Raw genomic sequence first — 16,449 nt, forward strand, 5'->3', positions numbered from 1 at the left:
ATGAATTGCTGGGGCTGCTGCGCAGCCCATCGCGACACAAGGCCGCTTCTACAAAATCTGCCTATATCACTATCATCGACTTTTGCCCAAACGCCACAGAACCTTCGCACAGCCTTCCTAGCATGGCCCCCATCTCTTCGATGAGGCCCTGCCATGAACCACACCACCCCCGGCGCACAAATGACCGTGCGCAACATCCACAAGCGCTTCGGTGCCTTCACGGCGCTGAACGATGTCTCGCTGGACATCGCCGCCGGCGAGCTGGTGTGCCTGCTTGGCCCGTCCGGTTGCGGCAAGACCACGCTGTTGCGTTGCATTGCCGGCCTGGAGCGCCAGGACCGCGGTACGCTGTACATCGGCGAACGCGATATTTCCGAGCTGCCGCCCCAGGCCCGTGACTACGGCATCCTGTTCCAGTCCTACGCGCTGTTTCCCAACCTCACCGTCGAAGCCAACATCGCCTACGGCCTGACCGGTAGTGGCCGCGAGCAGGCCCGTCAGCGTGTGGCCGAAATGCTCGAGCTGGTGGGCCTTGCCGGCAGCGAGAAAAAGTACCCCGGCCAGCTTTCCGGTGGCCAGCAGCAACGTGTGGCCCTGGCCCGCGCGTTGGCACCGTCGCCTTCCTTGTTGCTGCTCGACGAACCGATGTCGGCGCTGGACGCGCGGGTGCGCGAGCACCTGTGCACCGAGCTGCGCCAGCTGCAACGCCAGCTGGGCATCACCACCTTGATGGTGACCCACAACCAGGACGAGGCCATGTTGATGGCCGACCGCATTGCGGTAATGAACAACGGCCAGGTCGAGCAGTACGCCACCCCGCAGGAAATCTACGACCAGCCGGCCACGCCGTTCGTCGCCGAGTTCGTCGGCCAGGGTAATTGGCTGCCGTTTCAGCGCAGCAGCGACAGCCATGCCCAGGTCGGCGGCATGAACATGCGCCTGGCGCCGGGTTCGGCCCAGGCCAGCAGCGGTCGGCTGTTCTGCCGCCCAGAGGCGATCACGGTCAACCCGGTGGTACACGAAGAAAACCTGTTCCCGGCCATGGTTCGCGAAATCACCTTCCTCGGTAATCGCTGTCGCATGAGCTTTGAACTCAAGGCCTTGCCAGGCCATGCCTTGCTGGCTGAACTGGCCCCCGAAGCCATGCCGCGCCTGGGTTCGCAGGACATCTGGGTGGCACTGCCGCCGCAGAGCCTGCAGGTGTTTGCCTGAGATGGCCGCGCCAATGTCCCTGCCACTGGGCCAGGCCAAAGCCGCGCCGCGTGCTGGCGTCGCCCTGGGTGACCGGTTGTTCGTCGTCGGCGGCAAGAGCCTGCTGCTGATCCTGTTGGTGCTGGCCGTGCTGATGCCGCTGCTGGCGATCTTCTGGCGTGGTTTCAGCGGTGAAGCAAGCCAAGGCGGCGGATTGCTGGCGGCCCGTGAACTGTTCGCCAGCGACAACTTCCACTGGTTGCTGGGCAACAGCCTGTCGGTGGCCTTGACGGTTGCGGCCATCGTGGTGCCGCTGGCCTACCTGTTCGCCTATGCCCTGCAACGCACGCTGATTCCGGCCAAGGGCCTGTGGCGGGGGATTTCGCTACTGCCGCTGTTGGCACCGTCGATGCTGCCGGCCATCGCCCTGGTCTACTTGTTCGGCAACCAGGGGCTGCTGCGCGGGTTGCTCAGCGACAACATCTACGGTTTCTGGGGCATCGTGCTGGGCGAGGCTATCTACACCTTCCCGCATGCGCTGATGATCCTGCTGTCGGCGCTGTCGCTGGCCGATGCTCGCCTGTTCGATGCAGCTTCCAGCATGGGTGCCGGCTCGTGGCGGGCGTTCACCAGCATTACCTGGCCGGCCACACGCCAGGCGGTGTTCGCGGCGTTGTGCCTGGTATTCACCCTGACCATCACCGACTTCGGTGTGCCGGTAGTGGTCGGTGGCGACTATCAGGTGCTGGCACTGGAAGCCTACAAGGCGGTGGTCGGCCAGCAACAGTTTGGCCGTGGCGCGTTGATCGGCATGGTGCTGCTGTTGCCGGCGCTGTTCAGCTTTACCGTCGACGCCTGGCTGCGCCGGCGCCAGGGCGAGGCCATGAGCGGCCGTGCCCAGGTGTTCGTACCCAAGCCATCGCGTGGCCGCGATGCCTGCTTCCTGGCCATCGTGCTGCTGGTGTGCGCGGCATTGTTGCTGGTGATCGGTATGGCGGTGTATTCCTCGCTAGTCACCTTCTGGCCATACAACCTCTCGTTGTCACTGCGTCATTACCTGTTCGACGACACCGCAGGTGGCGGCTGGCTGGCCTACCGCAACAGCGTGACCATGGCCATCGGCACCGCGCTGATCGGCAGCATCGTGATCTTCACCGGTGCCTACCTGATGGAGAAAACCCAGGGGCAACGCCTGCTCAACCAGGCGCTGCGCCTGCTCAGCTTCATCCCCATGGCCGTGCCGGGCCTGGTGCTGGGCCTGGGCTACGTTTTCTTCTTCAACCTCAACGGCAACCCGCTGCATGTGCTGTACGGCGGCATGGGGCTGCTGGTGGTGTGCACCATCGCCCATTACCTGACCACCGCGCAGATGACCGCCACCACCGCCCTGCGTCAGCTCGACGGCGAGTTCGAAGCCGCTGCGTTGTCGCTGAAGGCGCCGCTGTACAAGCACTTCCTGCGGGTGACCGTGCCAATCTGCCTGCCGGCGTTGCTGGACATCATCCGCTACCTGTTCGTCTCGGCGATGACCACCGTGTCGGCGGCGATCTTCCTGTACAGCCCCGACACCATTCTGGCTGCCGTTGCCGTGCTGAACATGGACGACGCCGGCAACGTTGGCGGTGCCGCCGCCATGTCCACCCTGATTTTGCTGACCAGTGCCGGCGCTTCGCTGCTGCTGGCCGCAGCCTCACGCGGCCTGCTGCGCCGCTCCCAAGCCTGGCGCCAACGCGCCGCGACCGTCTGACCTGTAAGGAACCTACCCATGTACAAGCACCTTGCACTTGCCGCTGCTGTTTGCGCCGTGTTCAGCCTGCAGGCTTCGGCCGCCAATACCCAGCTGACGGTCTACACCGCGCTGGAAGCCGAGCAATTGAAGAGCTACAAACAAGCCTTCGAAAAAGCCAACCCGGATATCGAGATAAAGTGGGTGCGTGATTCCACCGGCATCATCACCGCCAAGCTGCTGGCCGAGAAAGACCGCCCGCAAGCCGACGCGGTTTGGGGCCTGGCGGCGTCCAGCCTGGCGATTCTCGACCAGAACGGCATGCTTGAAGCCTATGCACCGAAAGACCTGGGCAAGATCTCCGGCAACTACCGGGACGCTGCCAACCCTCCGGCTTGGGTGGGTATGGATGTGTGGGCCGCGACCATCTGCTTCAATACCATCGAGGCCGAGAAGCAGGGCCTGAGCAAACCGGTGAGCTGGCAGGACCTGACCAAGCCCGAGTACAAGGGCAAGATCGTCATGCCCAACCCGGCCTCGTCCGGCACCGGTTTCCTTGACGTGAGTGCCTGGTTGCAGACCTTCGGTGAACCGCAAGGCTGGGCCTACATGGACGCGCTGCACCAGAACATCGGCCAGTACGTTCATTCCGGCTCCAAACCGTGCAAGCTGGCAGCGGCAGGCGAGTTCCCGATCGGTATTTCGTTCGAATACCCGGCCGTGCAGCTCAAGCGCCAGGGCGCCCCCCTGGACATCGTGCTGCCGAAGGAAGGCCTGGGTTGGGAGATCGAGGCGACTGCAGTGATCAAGGGCTCGCCCAAGGCGAATGCGGCCAAGCGCCTGGCTGATTTCTCGGCAAGCCCGGCGGCCATGGAGCTGTACAAGGAAAACTTCGCCGTGCTGGCCGCGCCAGGCATTGCCAAGCCGCAGACTGAGTTGCCGGCAGACTATGAGCAGCGCCTGATCAAGAACGACTTTGCCTGGGCTTCGAAAAACCGGGATGAAATCCTGACCGAATGGCGCAAGCGCTATGACGGCAAGTCGGAGAAGGTGGCCCAGCAGTAACCTGTACCGGCCTCTTTGCGGGCACGCCCGCGAAGAGGTCACCGCCGCTATCAAGCCAGGACTACTAGATACCGATGCCTACTCCAGCCCAGATCATCGATAGCACCTTTGCCCTGTACGCGCGCCATGGCAGCGACGACTACATCGGCGAAGCCATCACCCAGCTCGAGCACATGTCCCAAGCCGCGCAACTGGCCATGGCCGAAGGCTTCGACGATGAAGTGGTGCTGGCGGCGTTCTTCCACGACATCGGCCATCTGTGTGGTGGTGACGCCAGCATGGGCGGTTACGGCGTGGTCAGCCATGAACGCATCGGCGCCGAATATTTGCGCCGTTGTGGTTTTGGCGAGCGCATGGCGCGGCTGGTGCAGTATCACGTGGAGGCCAAGCGTTACCTGACTTTGCGGCAAGCGGGGTATTACCAGCGGTTGAGTGAGGCGAGCAGGCGCACCCTGGAGTATCAGGGCGGCATGATGAGCGAGGCCGAGGCGGATGCGTTCGAGCGGGATCCGCTGTTCGAGGTCAGCCTGCGGATGCGGGAATGGGATGAAATGGCCAAGGAAATTGGAATGCCAGTGGTTGATCTGGAGGGATTGAAGCAGAAGGCGCTGGCACTCCTTTGAAAGATGGGCCTGGTTACTCAGATCTGAGTAACCAGCGCCTCAAGCTGTTCTTGCCGTTCAGCCTGGTTCAACTTCGCCCCAGGATTGAGCGTGGACCACTGGGGGTGCGCTCGTGCTTTCACCAGTGCCTCCGGCAACTTGCCCTCGCGCCAGGCTTTCTCATCCACTTCACCCAGACGAATACTGTCCTGTGCCGCATGCCCGCGGCTCTCCAGCGCCATCATCAACTGCTGCTGACGCAAAGCCAGCAAGCGCAACACGGTATCGTCCACGGTCAGCTCGCGCTTGCCCTTGAGCTTGCCCATCAACCGTGAACCATAGTTGCGCGCCGTCTGCAGCGCGCCGCCGGCAATCGCCCCAGCCAACGCCGCCGCACCCAAGGTAAGGCCGCCGACCAGTAGATCCACCCCAGCGCCCGCTGCCGCACCCGCTGCCACACCGCTGCCCAGGCGCACGCCCAGCAACTTCAGGGTTTCGGGGTTGAACAGGTCATCGCCCCAGCGGCCATCGAGCAACGGCAGGTCGCTGGCATGGGCATCCTCGCGGCGGAATGCGTACAGCTTGAGCAAGGCTTCAACGCAACGCTGCTCACGTTGGCGTATGTCTTGACGCAGGGCTTCCATCGCCCGGGCTTCGGCCGCCGGTTCGGCTTCGACGCTGCGCCGGCAGGCGGCGCAGTCCAGCAGCAGTTCGGCAATCAGCCGCTTGCCACTGTGCCGGCGGGCCAGGCGTTGCGCTTGCTGGTCGTCGATCAGCCGCTGCAGGGCTGGGCGGGCGTCCTCCAGCAGTAGGGCAAGGCTCTCGTACAAACGGCGCTCGCCATCCTCGGGCGGGGCCACGCTGTCGAACCGCACCAACGCGTGAAGGCCAAGCCGGGCAAGGGCTTCACGCCATTGCGGCTCGCGGTGCTGGTGGCTGGCGACGAAGTTGAGCACCGGCAGCAACGGCTTGCCGCAGCTGGCGAGTACTTCCAGTTCGTCGCGGTATTTGGCCAGCACCGGCTCGCGCGCATCGATCACATACAGGCCGGCATTGCTGGCCTGCAGTTGACGCAGCACTTTGGCTTCTTGCTCGAAACGCTGGCGCGCTTCGCTGCCCTGCAGAAAACGCTCCAGGCGGGCCGGGCCGTCCAGGCGCTCGCCAGGGCGCTCCAAGCGTTCGAGGTAGTCGAGCAGGGCAATGGCATCTTCCAGGCCTGGGGTGTCGTACAGCTCCAGCAAGGGTTCGCCGTCCACCGACAGCCGCGCACCCTCGACATGGCGAGTGGTGCTGGGGCGATGGGATACCTCACCAAAGCCCACGTCGCGGGTCAGGGTGCGCAGCAACGAAGTCTTGCCGACGTTGGTGTGGCCGACCACGGCCAGTTTCAGTGGCTCAGTCATGGCCATGCTCCAGCCAGGTCAAAGGCGAGGTGTCGGCGTGTGCCAGGCCAAGGCGGTCGAGGGCTTCGTGCCAGTCGCCCAGGCGCTGAGCATCCAGGGCCTGGCCGGGGGCGGCCTGGAGCAGCCAGATGCGCGTTGCGCCGGCATTGCGCGCCAGTTCTGCAAGCAACGCCAGGCTGCCGCGGTCGGGTGAGCGGCGTGGGTCGCAGGCAATGGCGAGGCGTGCCGGGGGGAAGCGGCTGAGTTGCTCGAGCAGGCGGTTGCGCGATTCACGGCTGTCGAGCACGCCGGCATCGATCACGTTTTTCGGCAGGGCGGGTGGCCAGGGGCGCTGGTCGTCCAGCTCCAGGCCGACCAGCAGGGCACCGCTGCTACCGCTTTCCAACTGGCCTGCGGCAAATTGCGGCAAGGCTTCGGGGGCGGCGTCCTGTACGCCGATTCGCTCGCTACGCGGCATCAGTGCTTCACGCAACTGCGCATAGCCGGGCAGGCTCAGGTCCAGCGCCAGGCGTTCGCGGCCCTGGCGCCAGCGCCACAGGCACAACCCGGCCAGCAGCAGGCGCGGCAGCAGGCCATACACCAACACCACGCCGAGCAGCCAACTGGCCCAAGCCTGGCGTGCCAGCTCCAGGGCAGGCTGGCTGTCGCCGCTGGCGCGAATCATGGCCTCATCGGGCACGGCGAAGCCCAGCAACGAGGGCAGGGCGCCCAGCGCCTGGGTCAGGTGAATGAACGGGTCGGCGGCAAGCAGGGTGGTTTCCCAGACAAAGCCGTAGCGCCGGGTGGCCAGCAAGGCCAGCAGCATGCCCAGGGCGGTGAGCATCGCCAGCAGCCATAGGCCATGCACCAACAGGCCGAGCAGCCAGCGGTTGAGGCGCTGGCGCTGCAGCAGCACCAGCAACGCCGGCGCCAGGTGCGCGGCCTTGGCATCGCGGGCGAAGCGTTCGCTCAACCACAGCCACAAGCGGCCCAGCCCCGCGCCATGTTCGCCGCTCAGGGCAAAACCGATGGCCCAGCCCAGCAACATCAACAGGTTCAGCCCAAGCAGGCTGCCCAAGGCCCAGAATACGTTAACCGGTCGCTGCCCGTCGCCCAGGGCGGCCAATGCCAGGCCGGCGCCGCTGAGCACGGCCATCAGCAGCAAGGCCAGCAGCGCCAGGCGCGCGCCTTGCTTCCAGTGGCGCAGGGCGGCGCTCATGCCGTCGCGTTCGGCCAGAAACAGCGCCCGGTTTTCGATGCGCGTCGCCAGGTCGCCGCCGAGCTGGCGAGCATGGCGGTTGGCTTCCTGGTCATCCAGCAGGCCGGCGTGTTCCTCGCGCAGGCGTACCGCTTCGGTGAGCCAGCGCTTGTCCAGTGGCGTGGGTGCAGTCACAAGGTCTTCCATTGCACAGGTCAAGGCAGAAGCATAACCCACACGCCCGGTGCTATCCTCGCTGGCATGAATACATCACTCCCCCTCAGCCTGATCGCGGCTTACGCCGAGAACCGCGTGATCGGCATCGACAACTCCATGCCCTGGCATTTGCCGGGGGACTTCAGGTACTTCAAGGCCACCACCCTGGGCAAGCCGATCATCATGGGGCGCAAGACCTGGGATTCGCTGGGCCGGCCGCTGCCTGGGCGGTTGAATATCGTGGTCAGCCGCCAGGCTGGGCTTGAACTGTTGGGTGCCGAGGTGTTCGCCTCGCTTGAAGAAGCGCTGGTGCGGGCCGAACAGTGGGCGCGCGAGCAGGGCGTTGAGGAACTGATGCTGATTGGCGGGGCGCAGTTGTATGGCCAGGCGCTGGAGAAAGGGCTGGTCAGCCGCATGTACCTGACGCGGGTGGAAATGGCGCCGGAAGGGGATGCCTGGTTCCCGGAGTTCGATCAGGGGCAGTGGAAGCGGGTGTCGAGCGAGGCACAGGCTGAGGAAGGCAAGCCGGCTTATCACTTCGAGGTTTGGGACAAGGTTTGAAATTGCCGGGGGCGCGTTGCGCCCCCGGCAAACTGTCAGGTATGGCTCAGTTCGGCATGCTCATCGCCCGCCAGCACATCCTTGTCGGTCTCTTTCAACAGCTGGCTGGTCACCACGCCGGCCGTCATCGAACCATTCACGTTCAACGCCGTACGCCCCATGTCGATCAGCGGCTCCACCGAAATCAGCAACGCCACCAATTCCACCGGCAAGCCCATGGCCGGTAGTACGATCAGCGCGGCAAAGGTGGCACCGCCGCCCACGCCAGCAACCCCAGCCGAACTCAACGTGACAATGGCTACCAGAGTAGCGATCCACAGCGGGTCGAAGGTATCGATGCCCACCGCTGGCGCCACCATCACCGCCAGCATTGCGGGATAGAGGCCGGCGCAGCCGTTCTGGCCAATGGTGGTGCCGAACGATGCGCTGAAGCTGGCGATCGACTGCGGCACACCCAGGCGGCGGGTTTGCGCTTCGATGTTCAGCGGAATGCTGGCGGCGCTGGAGCGGCTGGTAAAGGCGAAGGTCAGTACTGGCCACACCTTGCGGAAGAAGCGCAGTGGGCTCACGCCAGTGGCGGCGAGGATGATGCCGTGTACCACGAACATCAGCGCCAGGCCTAGGTACGACACCACCACGAAGCTGCCCAGCTTGAGGATGTCTTCCATGTTGGAGCTGGCCACCACCTTGGTCATCAACGCCAGCACGCCATACGGGGTCAGCTTCATCACCACCCGCACCAGGCGCATCACCCAGGCCTGCAGGGTATCGATGGCCGACAGCGCGCGTTCGCCCTTCTCGGCATCGTCCTTGATCAGTTGTAGCGCCGCCAGGCCGATGAACACGGCGAAGATCACCACGCTGATGATCGAAGTCGGCTTTGCACGCGCCAGGTCACCCACCGGGTTGCTGGGGATGAACGACAGCAGCAGTTGCGGGATGTTGAGGTCGGCGACCTTGCCGGCATAGTCGCTGTGGATAACCTGCATGCGTGCGCTTTCCTGGGCACCGGCCACCAGGCCCTCGGCGCTGAGGCCGAACAGGTTGGTCAGCACGATGCCGATCAGCGCGGCAATGGCGGTGGTCAGCAGCAGGGTGCCGATGCTCAGCACGCTGATGCGGCCCAGCGAAGAGGCATTGTGCAGGCGTGCCACGGCGCTTAGGATCGAGGCGAAGATCAGCGGCATGACGATCATCTGCAGCAGGCCGACGTAGCCGTTGCCGACCAGGTCAAGCCAGGCGATGGTGGCCTTGAGCACGGGGTGGCCCGCGCCATAGATCGTGTGCAACACGAGGCCGAAGACTACGCCCAGCACCAGGCCCAGCAGTACTTTCTTGGCCAGGCTCCAGTCGGTGCGGCGGGTTTGTGCCAGGCCCAGCAACAGGGCCAGGAACGCCAGCAGGTTAAGAGACAGCGGCAGGTTCATTGAAGCTCCAGCATAAAAAGCAAAGGAAGCATCGCCTCTTGTGAGCGATTGCGAACGGAAATGCTAACAGCCTGAAAACAAACGAATTTATACCCAAATGGAATGTGCATAGTCGTTTATGGAATAACGGCGTGTCGCGGATTGCAATGAACACGGCGTTTGCAGCTGTCTGGAGGTCGTTATCGAGGGTTGTCGTTAGGGATTGTTGCACTAGCGTTTCTGGGTCATTTCAGGAGATTCGTACATGAAGCGCGCCCCGAAAGCCGTGGCCCTCGGCCTGTCCCTGCTGTTCAGTATCGAAACCTTCGCCACCGAGCTCAAGCACTGGCCTGCCGAGGCCGCCAAGCAGCTCGACAGCATGATCGCCGCCAATGCCAACAAGGGTAACTACGCGGTGTTCGACATGGACAACACCAGTTACCGCTATGACCTGGAAGAAGCCTTGCTGCCGTTCATGGAAAACAAGGGCCTGCTGAGCCGCGAGAAGCTCGACCCGTCGTTGAAGCTGATGCCATTCAAGGACACCGCCGAGCACAAGGAAAGCCTGTTCAGCTACTACTACCGCCTGTGTGAAGTCGACGACATGGTCTGCTACCCGTGGGTGGCCCAGGTGTTCTCCGGTTTTACCCTGAAGGAATTGAAGGTGCAGGTGGATGAGCTGATGGCCTCCAGCAAGCCAATCCCCAGCACGTATTACGAAGGCGACCAGGTCAAGGCCATCGAGGTGCAGCCGCCCAAGGTGTTCAAGGGCCAGGCCGAGCTGTACAACAAGTTGATGGAGAACGGCATCGAGGTGTATGTGATTTCGGCGGCCTCCGAAGAGCTGGTGCGCATGGTCGCCTCGGACCCCAAGTACGGTTACAACGTGAAACCGCAGAACGTGATTGGCGTCAGCCTGCTGCTCAAGGACCGCGCCAGCGGCCAACTGACCACCGCGCGCAAGCAGATCGGCGCCGGGCACTACGATGCCAAGGCTAACGAGGGCCTGGAGCTGACGCCCTACCTGTGGACCCCGGCCACCTGGATGGCGGGCAAGCAGGCGGCGATCCTGACCTATATCGATGAATGGAAGAAACCGGTGCTGGTGGGCGGCGACACGCCGACCAGCGATGGCTACATGCAGTTTCACGGGGTGGATGTGGGCAAAGGTGGCATCCACTTGTGGATAAACCGCAAGGCCAAGTACATGGACCAACTGAACGGGATGATTGCGAAGAATGCGGCGGCGCAGGCCAAGGAAGGGTTGCCGGTGACGGCGGACAAGAACTGGGTGATCGTGACGCCGGAGCAAATTCAGTAAGGGTTAGGTTTATTTGAGCCGGCTGCGCCCTGGCAGATATGGATCCAATGACTATGTTTGATGGCATATGGATATCATTTTTGCCAGAGGTTGCCAGTGGCTATTCGAGATCAGCAGTTCATCTACCACCTAACAAGTATCGACAATGTCCCTTCCATCGTACGAAGGGGCTTGCTTCCAAGAGCCCATCTGGATGCGGGTTTCACCGATATCGCTGATCCTGAAATTATCGAAGGCCGGCGGGGAGAGGCCCTGGAACAGTTTGTGCCATTTCACTGGTTTGCGAAAAACCCCTTCGATGGCAGAGTGCATCAGGACCGACCGGGCGAGCGTTTTGTGTTGATTGCCGTGGCCCGAAGCCACGCTCGGCAGTCCAACTGGCGGGTGATACCAAAGCATCCATTGGCCGGTGGTGCTCCTGAGTTACTGGACTATGACGCAGGGATTGGAGCGATTGACTGGGACATGATGGAGCGACGAGAGTATCGTGATCCTTTGTGCAAACACATTTGCATGGCTGAGCTCCGGGCCCTGTACTCGCGGCCCAGTTTGCAAAAATCTATACGCCTTCACCTGAAATCCAGCAATCCGTAGCGCGGGAGGCTAGAGGAGCGGGGATGGGCAATCTGTGGATCGACTCGAATCCAAACATGTTCCCACCTAGATGATCTATTCCAGTCTCAACCCATCCAAGGCGCTCATCTGGCGAATTGTTCACCGCGATAACCTGCCGTGGCTTCTGGATCATGGGCTTCACGCTGTCTCCACCGGGAAGCTATCCAGTGCTTACGTTGGAATCGGGAACCCAGAGCTGATCAGCAAGCGAGCGCAACGCCACGTGCCCATAGAGCCCAATGGGACGCTGGCAGATTATGTGCCGTTTTACTTCACCCCATTCTCCGTGATGATGAAGAACATCCATTCGGGGTGGGGCGTTTCTCAGCGGCGGAATGAAGAGATCGTGATTCTTGTCTCCAGCCTGTACCATGCGCAGTCGCTGGGTCTGCGGTTTATCTTCACGGACGCACATGCCTACCCGCATTGGGCCGGTTACTACAGCGACCTTACGCAGCTCGACAAAATAGATTGGGAGGTTTTGCAGCGCAGGGACTTCAAGCGTGACCCTGATGACCCCCGAAAAATGGAGCGCTATCAGGCTGAGGCCCTTATCCATGGACATGTCCCGGTCGCTGGCCTTCTGGGAATAGTCTGCTACAACGAAGCTTTGAAGCGTCGTATCGACAAGGAGGTTCAGCAACGTCAGCTGAATCTTGCCGTATATGCTCGCCCTGGGTGGTACTTCTGATGATTCGCTTTATGCAAGGTAACCTGCTGGAGGCAAAAGCCGAAGCGCTGGTTAATACAGTCAACACAGTAGGGGTGATGGGGAAAGGCATTGCGCTGATGTTCAAGGAGCGTTTTGCCGAAAACTATCGCCTGTATGCTGCTGCCTGCAAAGCGAAAGAAGTCGTTACCGGGAAGATGTTTGTTACTGAGGTGCGTGAGCTGGATGGTCCGCGCTGGATTGTGAATTTTCCCACCAAGCGGCATTGGCGCTCACCTTCGCAAATCGGCTGGATCGTCGATGGTCTCCATGATTTGCGGAACTTCATCCTCGAGAACCAAGTAGCATCGATTGCAGTCCCGCCACTTGGCGCTGGCAACGGAGGGTTGCCTTGGGCTGCGGTACGAGAACAGATTGAGAGTGTTCTAGGTGATCTGGATGCGGATATTCTCGTTTTCGAGCCTACGGCAAATTATCAGAACGTTTCCAAGCGCAGTGGTGTTGAGAATTTAACCCCGGCTCGAGCCTTGATCGCAGAGCTGGTGCGCCGCTACTGGGTGCTGGGAATGGAGTGCAGCTTGCTCGAAGTCCAGAAGCTTGCCTGGTTTCTGGAGCGATCAATCGAGCGGTTCACGCCAGGTTCCAACCCATTGGAGTTGAAGTTTGTCGCTCATAAGTATGGTCCTTACGCCAACCGGCTTGAACATCTGCTAGATAATCTGGATGGCAGCTATTTGCACTGCGGAAAGCGGATCAGCGATGCAGGCCCTCTGGACGTGATCTGGTTTGATGAGGGGCGCAAGTCATTTGTACAGGCGTATTTGAACAGTGAAGCCAAGGCCTATTTGCCGGCGTTGGAGTTCACTGCCGAATTGATTGATGGTTTCGAGTCTCCGTTTGGTATGGAGCTACTGGCCACCGTTGATTGGCTATTACATGAAGAGGGTGTTGAGCCGACGATTCGCGCAATTCGCGAACATCTGAAAAGTTGGTCTGGAGGGGCAGGTGCCGCTGCTCGAAAAAGCAAATTGTTCGATGACGAGTCACTTGGAATCGCTCTCCAAAAGCTGTCAATGTTTCAAACGGACCCCGTCACCTCGCTTCATTGACCGTCAATGAGCAATAAAAAGAACCGGCGCTCAAGGCGCCGGTTTTTATGCAGCCAGAGCTTCAGAGCCCTTCCAGCATCGCCTTGTTACGCACAGCACCCTTGTCGGCACTGGTCGCCAGCAGGGCATAGGCCTTCAGCGCGGTGGTCACCTTGCGTGGGCGTACTTCCGCAGGCTTCCAGCCCTTCTTGTCCTGTTCGACGCGGCGCTCGGCCAGTTCTTCATCGCTGACCAGCAGGTTGATCGAACGGTTGGGGATGTCGATCAACACCTTGTCGCCGTCGCGCACCAGGCCGATGGCGCCGCCAGCAGCGGCTTCCGGCGAGGCGTGGCCGATCGACAGGCCCGAGGTGCCGCCCGAGAAGCGGCCGTCGGTGAGCAGGGCGCAAGCCTTGCCCAGGCCTTTGGACTTCAGGTACGAGGTCGGGTACAGCATTTCCTGCATGCCTGGGCCGCCTTTCGGGCCTTCGTAGCGGATGATCACGATGTCGCCCGCCTTCACCTCGTCGGCAAGAATGCCGCGCACCGCGCTGTCCTGGCTCTCGAAGATTTTGGCATTGCCTTCGAATACGTGGATCGATTCGTCTACGCCAGCGGTTTTCACCACGCAGCCATCCAGGGCGATGTTGCCGTACAGCACGGCCAGGCCGCCCTCTTGCGAGTAGGCGTGCTCGAAGCTGCGGATGCAGCCGTTTTCACGGTCGTCGTCGAGGGTTTCCCAACGGGTCGACTGGCTGAACGCGGTCTGCGTCGGGATACCGGCAGGGCCGGCCTTGAAGAAGGTGTGCACGGCTTCGTCATCGGTCTGGGTGATGTCCCATTTGGCGATGGCTTCTTCCATGCTGCGGCTGTGCACGGTCGGCAGGTCGGTGTGCAGCAGGCCGCCACGGGCCAGCGAACCGAGGATGCTGAAGATGCCGCCGGCGCGGTGCACGTCTTCCATGTGGTACTTCTGGATGTTCGGCGCCACTTTGCACAGCTGCGGCACTTTGCGCGACAGGCGATCGATGTCACGCAGATCGAATTCGACTTCGCCTTCCTGGGCTGCGGCCAGCAGGTGCAGGATGGTGTTGGTCGAACCGCCCATGGCGATGTCGAGCATCATGGCGTTTTCGAACGCCTTGAAGTTGGCGATGCTGCGTGGCAGTACCGACTCGTCGTTCTCGCCGTAGTAGCGTTTGCACAGCTCGACGATGGTGCGGCCGGCGGTGAGGAACAGCTGCTCGCGGTCGGCGTGGGTGGCCAGGGTCGAGCCGTTGCCCGGCAGGGCCAGGCCCAGGGCTTCGGTCAGGCAGTTCATCGAGTTGGCGGTGAACATGCCGGAGCACGAACCGCAGGTCGGGCAGGCGCTGCGCTCGTATTCGGCGACTTTTTCATCGGAAGCCGAGGAGTCGGCAGCGATCACCATGGCATCGACCAGGTCCAGGCCGTGGCTGGCCAGCTTGGTCTTGCCGGCTTCCATCGGGCCACCGGACACGAAGATCACCGGGATATTCAGGCGCAGGGCGGCCATCAGCATGCCGGGGGTGATCTTGTCGCAGTTGGAGATACAGACGATGGCGTCGGCGCAGTGGGCGTTGACCATGTATTCCACGGCGTCGGCAATGATCTCGCGGCTTGGCAGCGAGTACAGCATGCCGTCGTGGCCCATGGCGATGCCGTCATCGACCGCGATGGTGTTGAATTCCTTGGCCACGCCACCGGCGCGTTCGATTTCGCGGGCAACCAGCTGGCCCAGGTCCTTCAGGTGCACGTGGCCCGGGACGAACTGGGTGAACGAGTTGGCGATGGCGATGATCGGTTTCTTGAAGTCTTCGTCCTTCATCCCGGTGGCGCGCCACAGGGCACGGGCGCCGGCCATGTTGCGGCCTTGGGTGGAAGTCTTGGAACGATAATCAGGCATGAAACACTCCTGGCGGCTTAATCAGGTCACAAATAGGGGAGTGAGCTTCTCTTGTCCTTTGCGCCGCAGGCCGGTTGCCACTGGCACGGATGGGGCCGAAGACCGCGCGGGATCGCCGCGTGCTTGGCCAGAGCTCATAAACCCGCCGGGGATGACTGGCGATGAATAGGCCGATTCTACACCGCTGGCGCGGCGAGGGAATGCGCATGTGGATGGTTGGCGGGGGGATTGCGGCAGGAAAGGGCCGCTGGGCGGCCCTTTTTAGCAGATATCAGCTGTTGGGCAGCAACCGGCAGGTGATGCTCTTGATGTAGCGGGTTTCGGCGATGGCCGGGTGCACCGGGTGGTCCGGGCCCTGGCCGCCGCGTTCGAGCAGTTGCAGGTTGCGGTCCAGGTGGCGGGCGCTGGTCAGCAGGATGTTGTTCAGATCGTCCTCGGGCAAGTGCATCGAGCACGAGGCGCTGACGAGGATGCCGTCCTTGTTCAGCATGCGCATGGCCTGTTCATTCAGGCGACGGTAGGCCGCTTCGCCGTTTTTCAGGTCCTTCTTGCGCTTGATGAAGGCGGGTGGGTCGGCAATGATCACGTCGAAGCGTTCTTCGGCAGCCTTGAGCTCGCGCAGGGCTTCGAACACGTCGCCTTCGATGCAGGTCAGCTTCTCGCTGATGCCGTTGAGTGCGGCGTTACGCTCCACGCCATCCAGGGCAAACCCCGAAGCATCGACGCAGAACACTTCGCTGGCGCCGAAGGCGCCGGCCTGCACGCCCCAGCCACCGATGTAGCTGAACAGGTCGAGTACACGCTTGCCTTTCACGTACGGAGCCAGGCGCGCACGGTTCATGCGGTGGTCGTAGAACCAGCCGGTTTTCTGGCCTTCGCGCACCGGGGCTTCGAACTTGACGCCGTTCTCTTCCAGCGGCACCCAATCCGGTACTTCGCCGTAGACGGTCTCGACGTAGCGCTGCAGGCCTTCGGCGTCACGCGCGGCGGAGTCGTTCTTGAACAGGATGCCGCTGGGCTTGAGCACCTGCACCAGGGCGGCGATCACGTCGTCCTTGTGCGCTTCCATGGTAGCCGAGGCCAATTGCACCACCAGGATATCGAAGAAGCGGTCGACCACCAGGCCCGGCAGCAGGTCGGAGTCGCCATAGACCAGGCGGTAGCACGGCTGGTCGAACAGGCGCTCGCGCAGCGACAGGGCAACGTTCAGGCGGTGGACCAGCAGCGACTTGTCCAGCGGCAGCTTGATGTCGCGCGACAGCAGGCGGGCGCAGATCAGGTTGTTCGGGCTCAGCGCGACGATGCCCAGCGGCTTGCCGTTGGCGGCCTCGAGAATGGCCTGCTGACCGGCCTGAAAGCCTTGCAGTGGGGTCGCGCTGACATCGACTTCGTTGCTGTAGACCCACAGGTGGCCGGCGCGCAGGCGGCGGTCGGCATTGGCTTTGAGGCGAAGGCTGGGCAGGGACATGACGTCGCTCCGGGAA

Annotated in this window: 14 protein-coding genes; 9 read left to right on the forward strand and 5 right to left on the reverse strand. The window is 62.3% G+C overall.

Annotated features, from left to right (window positions below):
* Positions 1-153 precede the first annotated feature (153 nt).
* The 4 genes from DM807_RS12540 to DM807_RS12555 all read left to right on the forward strand — a co-directional run bounded on the left by DM807_RS12540 (position 154) and on the right by DM807_RS12555 (position 4,605).
* Positions 154-1,212 (forward strand): putative 2-aminoethylphosphonate ABC transporter ATP-binding protein, encoded by a 1,059-nt coding sequence (locus DM807_RS12540; RefSeq protein WP_012274686.1) that lies wholly within the window; start codon positions 154-156, stop codon positions 1,210-1,212.
* A gap of 1 nt (position 1,213) precedes the next feature.
* On the forward strand, positions 1,214-2,938 hold the full coding sequence (locus tag DM807_RS12545) for a putative 2-aminoethylphosphonate ABC transporter permease subunit (RefSeq protein ID WP_012274685.1): 1,725 nt from the start codon (positions 1,214-1,216) through the stop codon (positions 2,936-2,938).
* Positions 2,939-2,956: 18 nt separating this feature from the next.
* On the forward strand, positions 2,957-3,982 hold the full coding sequence (locus DM807_RS12550; RefSeq protein ID WP_012274684.1) for a putative 2-aminoethylphosphonate ABC transporter substrate-binding protein: 1,026 nt from the start codon (positions 2,957-2,959) through the stop codon (positions 3,980-3,982).
* 74 nt (positions 3,983-4,056) lie between these two features.
* Entirely contained in the window at positions 4,057-4,605 is a 549-nt protein-coding gene (locus DM807_RS12555; RefSeq protein ID WP_012274683.1) for a phosphonate degradation HD-domain oxygenase, read from the forward strand.
* Positions 4,606-4,622: 17 nt separating this feature from the next.
* Here DM807_RS12555 and DM807_RS12560 read toward each other — a convergent pair whose 3' ends face one another.
* Together DM807_RS12560 and DM807_RS12565 are read right to left on the reverse strand one after the other, a co-directional pair.
* Complete coding sequence (locus DM807_RS12560) at positions 4,623-5,987, reverse strand: GTPase/DUF3482 domain-containing protein (protein ID WP_012274682.1); 1,365 nt, start codon at positions 5,985-5,987, stop codon at positions 4,623-4,625.
* The gene (locus DM807_RS12565; protein ID WP_081366133.1) at positions 5,980-7,371 is read right to left on the reverse strand and encodes a DUF2868 domain-containing protein; all 1,392 of its coding nucleotides are present in this window, start codon (positions 7,369-7,371) and stop codon (positions 5,980-5,982) included. Before DM807_RS12565 ends, DM807_RS12560 begins: the two co-directional genes overlap by 8 nt.
* A 54-nt stretch (positions 7,372-7,425) precedes the next feature.
* On the opposite strand from DM807_RS12565, the gene DM807_RS12570 reads away from it, so the two are divergent.
* Positions 7,426-7,941, forward strand: a complete 516-nt coding sequence (locus tag DM807_RS12570) for a dihydrofolate reductase (RefSeq protein ID WP_179027431.1) — start codon at positions 7,426-7,428, stop codon at positions 7,939-7,941.
* Positions 7,942-7,976: 35 nt separating this feature from the next.
* Here the strand turns inward: DM807_RS12570 and DM807_RS12575 are convergent, their stop codons facing one another.
* Positions 7,977-9,368: an L-cystine transporter gene (locus DM807_RS12575; protein WP_060493821.1), complete on the reverse strand. Its 1,392-nt coding sequence runs from the start codon at positions 9,366-9,368 to the stop codon at positions 7,977-7,979.
* Positions 9,369-9,612: 244 nt separating this feature from the next.
* Here DM807_RS12575 and DM807_RS12580 point away from each other — a divergent pair, with 244 nt between their 5' ends.
* From DM807_RS12580 to darG, 4 genes are all read left to right on the forward strand, one after another.
* Positions 9,613-10,668: an HAD family hydrolase gene (locus DM807_RS12580; protein ID WP_060493822.1), complete on the forward strand. Its 1,056-nt coding sequence runs from the start codon at positions 9,613-9,615 to the stop codon at positions 10,666-10,668.
* Between the two features lie 96 nt (positions 10,669-10,764).
* A complete protein-coding gene (locus DM807_RS12585; RefSeq protein ID WP_342356483.1) occupies positions 10,765-11,262 on the forward strand; it encodes a DarT ssDNA thymidine ADP-ribosyltransferase family protein in 498 nt (165 codons plus the stop codon).
* Positions 11,263-11,332: 70 nt separating this feature from the next.
* On the forward strand, positions 11,333-11,974 hold the full coding sequence (darT, locus tag DM807_RS12590; RefSeq protein ID WP_071984741.1) for a type II toxin-antitoxin system toxin DNA ADP-ribosyl transferase DarT: 642 nt from the start codon (positions 11,333-11,335) through the stop codon (positions 11,972-11,974).
* Positions 11,974-13,062, forward strand: a complete 1,089-nt coding sequence (gene darG / locus DM807_RS12595) for a type II toxin-antitoxin system antitoxin DNA ADP-ribosyl glycohydrolase DarG (RefSeq protein ID WP_060493824.1) — start codon at positions 11,974-11,976, stop codon at positions 13,060-13,062. The genes darT and darG overlap by 1 nt, the downstream gene beginning before the upstream one ends.
* A gap of 61 nt (positions 13,063-13,123) precedes the next feature.
* On the opposite strand, the gene ilvD is transcribed toward darG, so the two are convergent.
* Both ilvD and DM807_RS12605 read right to left on the reverse strand, forming a co-directional pair.
* Entirely contained in the window at positions 13,124-14,965 is a 1,842-nt protein-coding gene (ilvD, locus tag DM807_RS12600; protein WP_012274676.1) for a dihydroxy-acid dehydratase, read from the reverse strand.
* A gap of 271 nt (positions 14,966-15,236) precedes the next feature.
* Positions 15,237-16,433: a class I SAM-dependent rRNA methyltransferase gene (locus DM807_RS12605; RefSeq protein WP_012274675.1), complete on the reverse strand. Its 1,197-nt coding sequence runs from the start codon at positions 16,431-16,433 to the stop codon at positions 15,237-15,239.
* Positions 16,434-16,449: the final 16 nt, after the last annotated feature.

Source organism: Pseudomonas hunanensis (assembly GCF_013393325.1).
Taxonomy (GTDB): Bacteria; Pseudomonadota; Gammaproteobacteria; order Pseudomonadales; family Pseudomonadaceae; genus Aquipseudomonas; species Aquipseudomonas putida_P.

Excerpts from the sequence above, each read along its gene's own strand:
- DM807_RS12550 (WP_012274684.1), top strand. The coding sequence starts at position 2,957 with ATGTACAAGCACCTTGCACTTGCCGCTGCTGTTTGCGCCGTGTTCAGC.
- DM807_RS12560 (WP_012274682.1), bottom strand. The coding sequence starts at position 5,987 with ATGACTGAGCCACTGAAACTGGCCGTGGTCGGCCACACCAACGTCGGC.
- DM807_RS12545 (WP_012274685.1), top strand. The coding sequence starts at position 1,214 with ATGGCCGCGCCAATGTCCCTGCCACTGGGCCAGGCCAAAGCCGCGCCG.
- DM807_RS12540 (WP_012274686.1), top strand. The coding sequence starts at position 154 with ATGAACCACACCACCCCCGGCGCACAAATGACCGTGCGCAACATCCAC.
- DM807_RS12575 (WP_060493821.1), bottom strand. The coding sequence starts at position 9,368 with ATGAACCTGCCGCTGTCTCTTAACCTGCTGGCGTTCCTGGCCCTGTTG.
- darT (WP_071984741.1), top strand. The coding sequence starts at position 11,333 with ATGATCTATTCCAGTCTCAACCCATCCAAGGCGCTCATCTGGCGAATT.
- DM807_RS12555 (WP_012274683.1), top strand. The coding sequence starts at position 4,057 with ATGCCTACTCCAGCCCAGATCATCGATAGCACCTTTGCCCTGTACGCG.
- DM807_RS12570 (WP_179027431.1), top strand. The coding sequence starts at position 7,426 with ATGAATACATCACTCCCCCTCAGCCTGATCGCGGCTTACGCCGAGAAC.
- DM807_RS12605 (WP_012274675.1), bottom strand. The coding sequence starts at position 16,433 with ATGTCCCTGCCCAGCCTTCGCCTCAAAGCCAATGCCGACCGCCGCCTG.
- DM807_RS12565 (WP_081366133.1), bottom strand. The coding sequence starts at position 7,371 with ATGGAAGACCTTGTGACTGCACCCACGCCACTGGACAAGCGCTGGCTC.
- DM807_RS12580 (WP_060493822.1), top strand. The coding sequence starts at position 9,613 with ATGAAGCGCGCCCCGAAAGCCGTGGCCCTCGGCCTGTCCCTGCTGTTC.
- ilvD (WP_012274676.1), bottom strand. The coding sequence starts at position 14,965 with ATGCCTGATTATCGTTCCAAGACTTCCACCCAAGGCCGCAACATGGCC.
- darG (WP_060493824.1), top strand. The coding sequence starts at position 11,974 with ATGATTCGCTTTATGCAAGGTAACCTGCTGGAGGCAAAAGCCGAAGCG.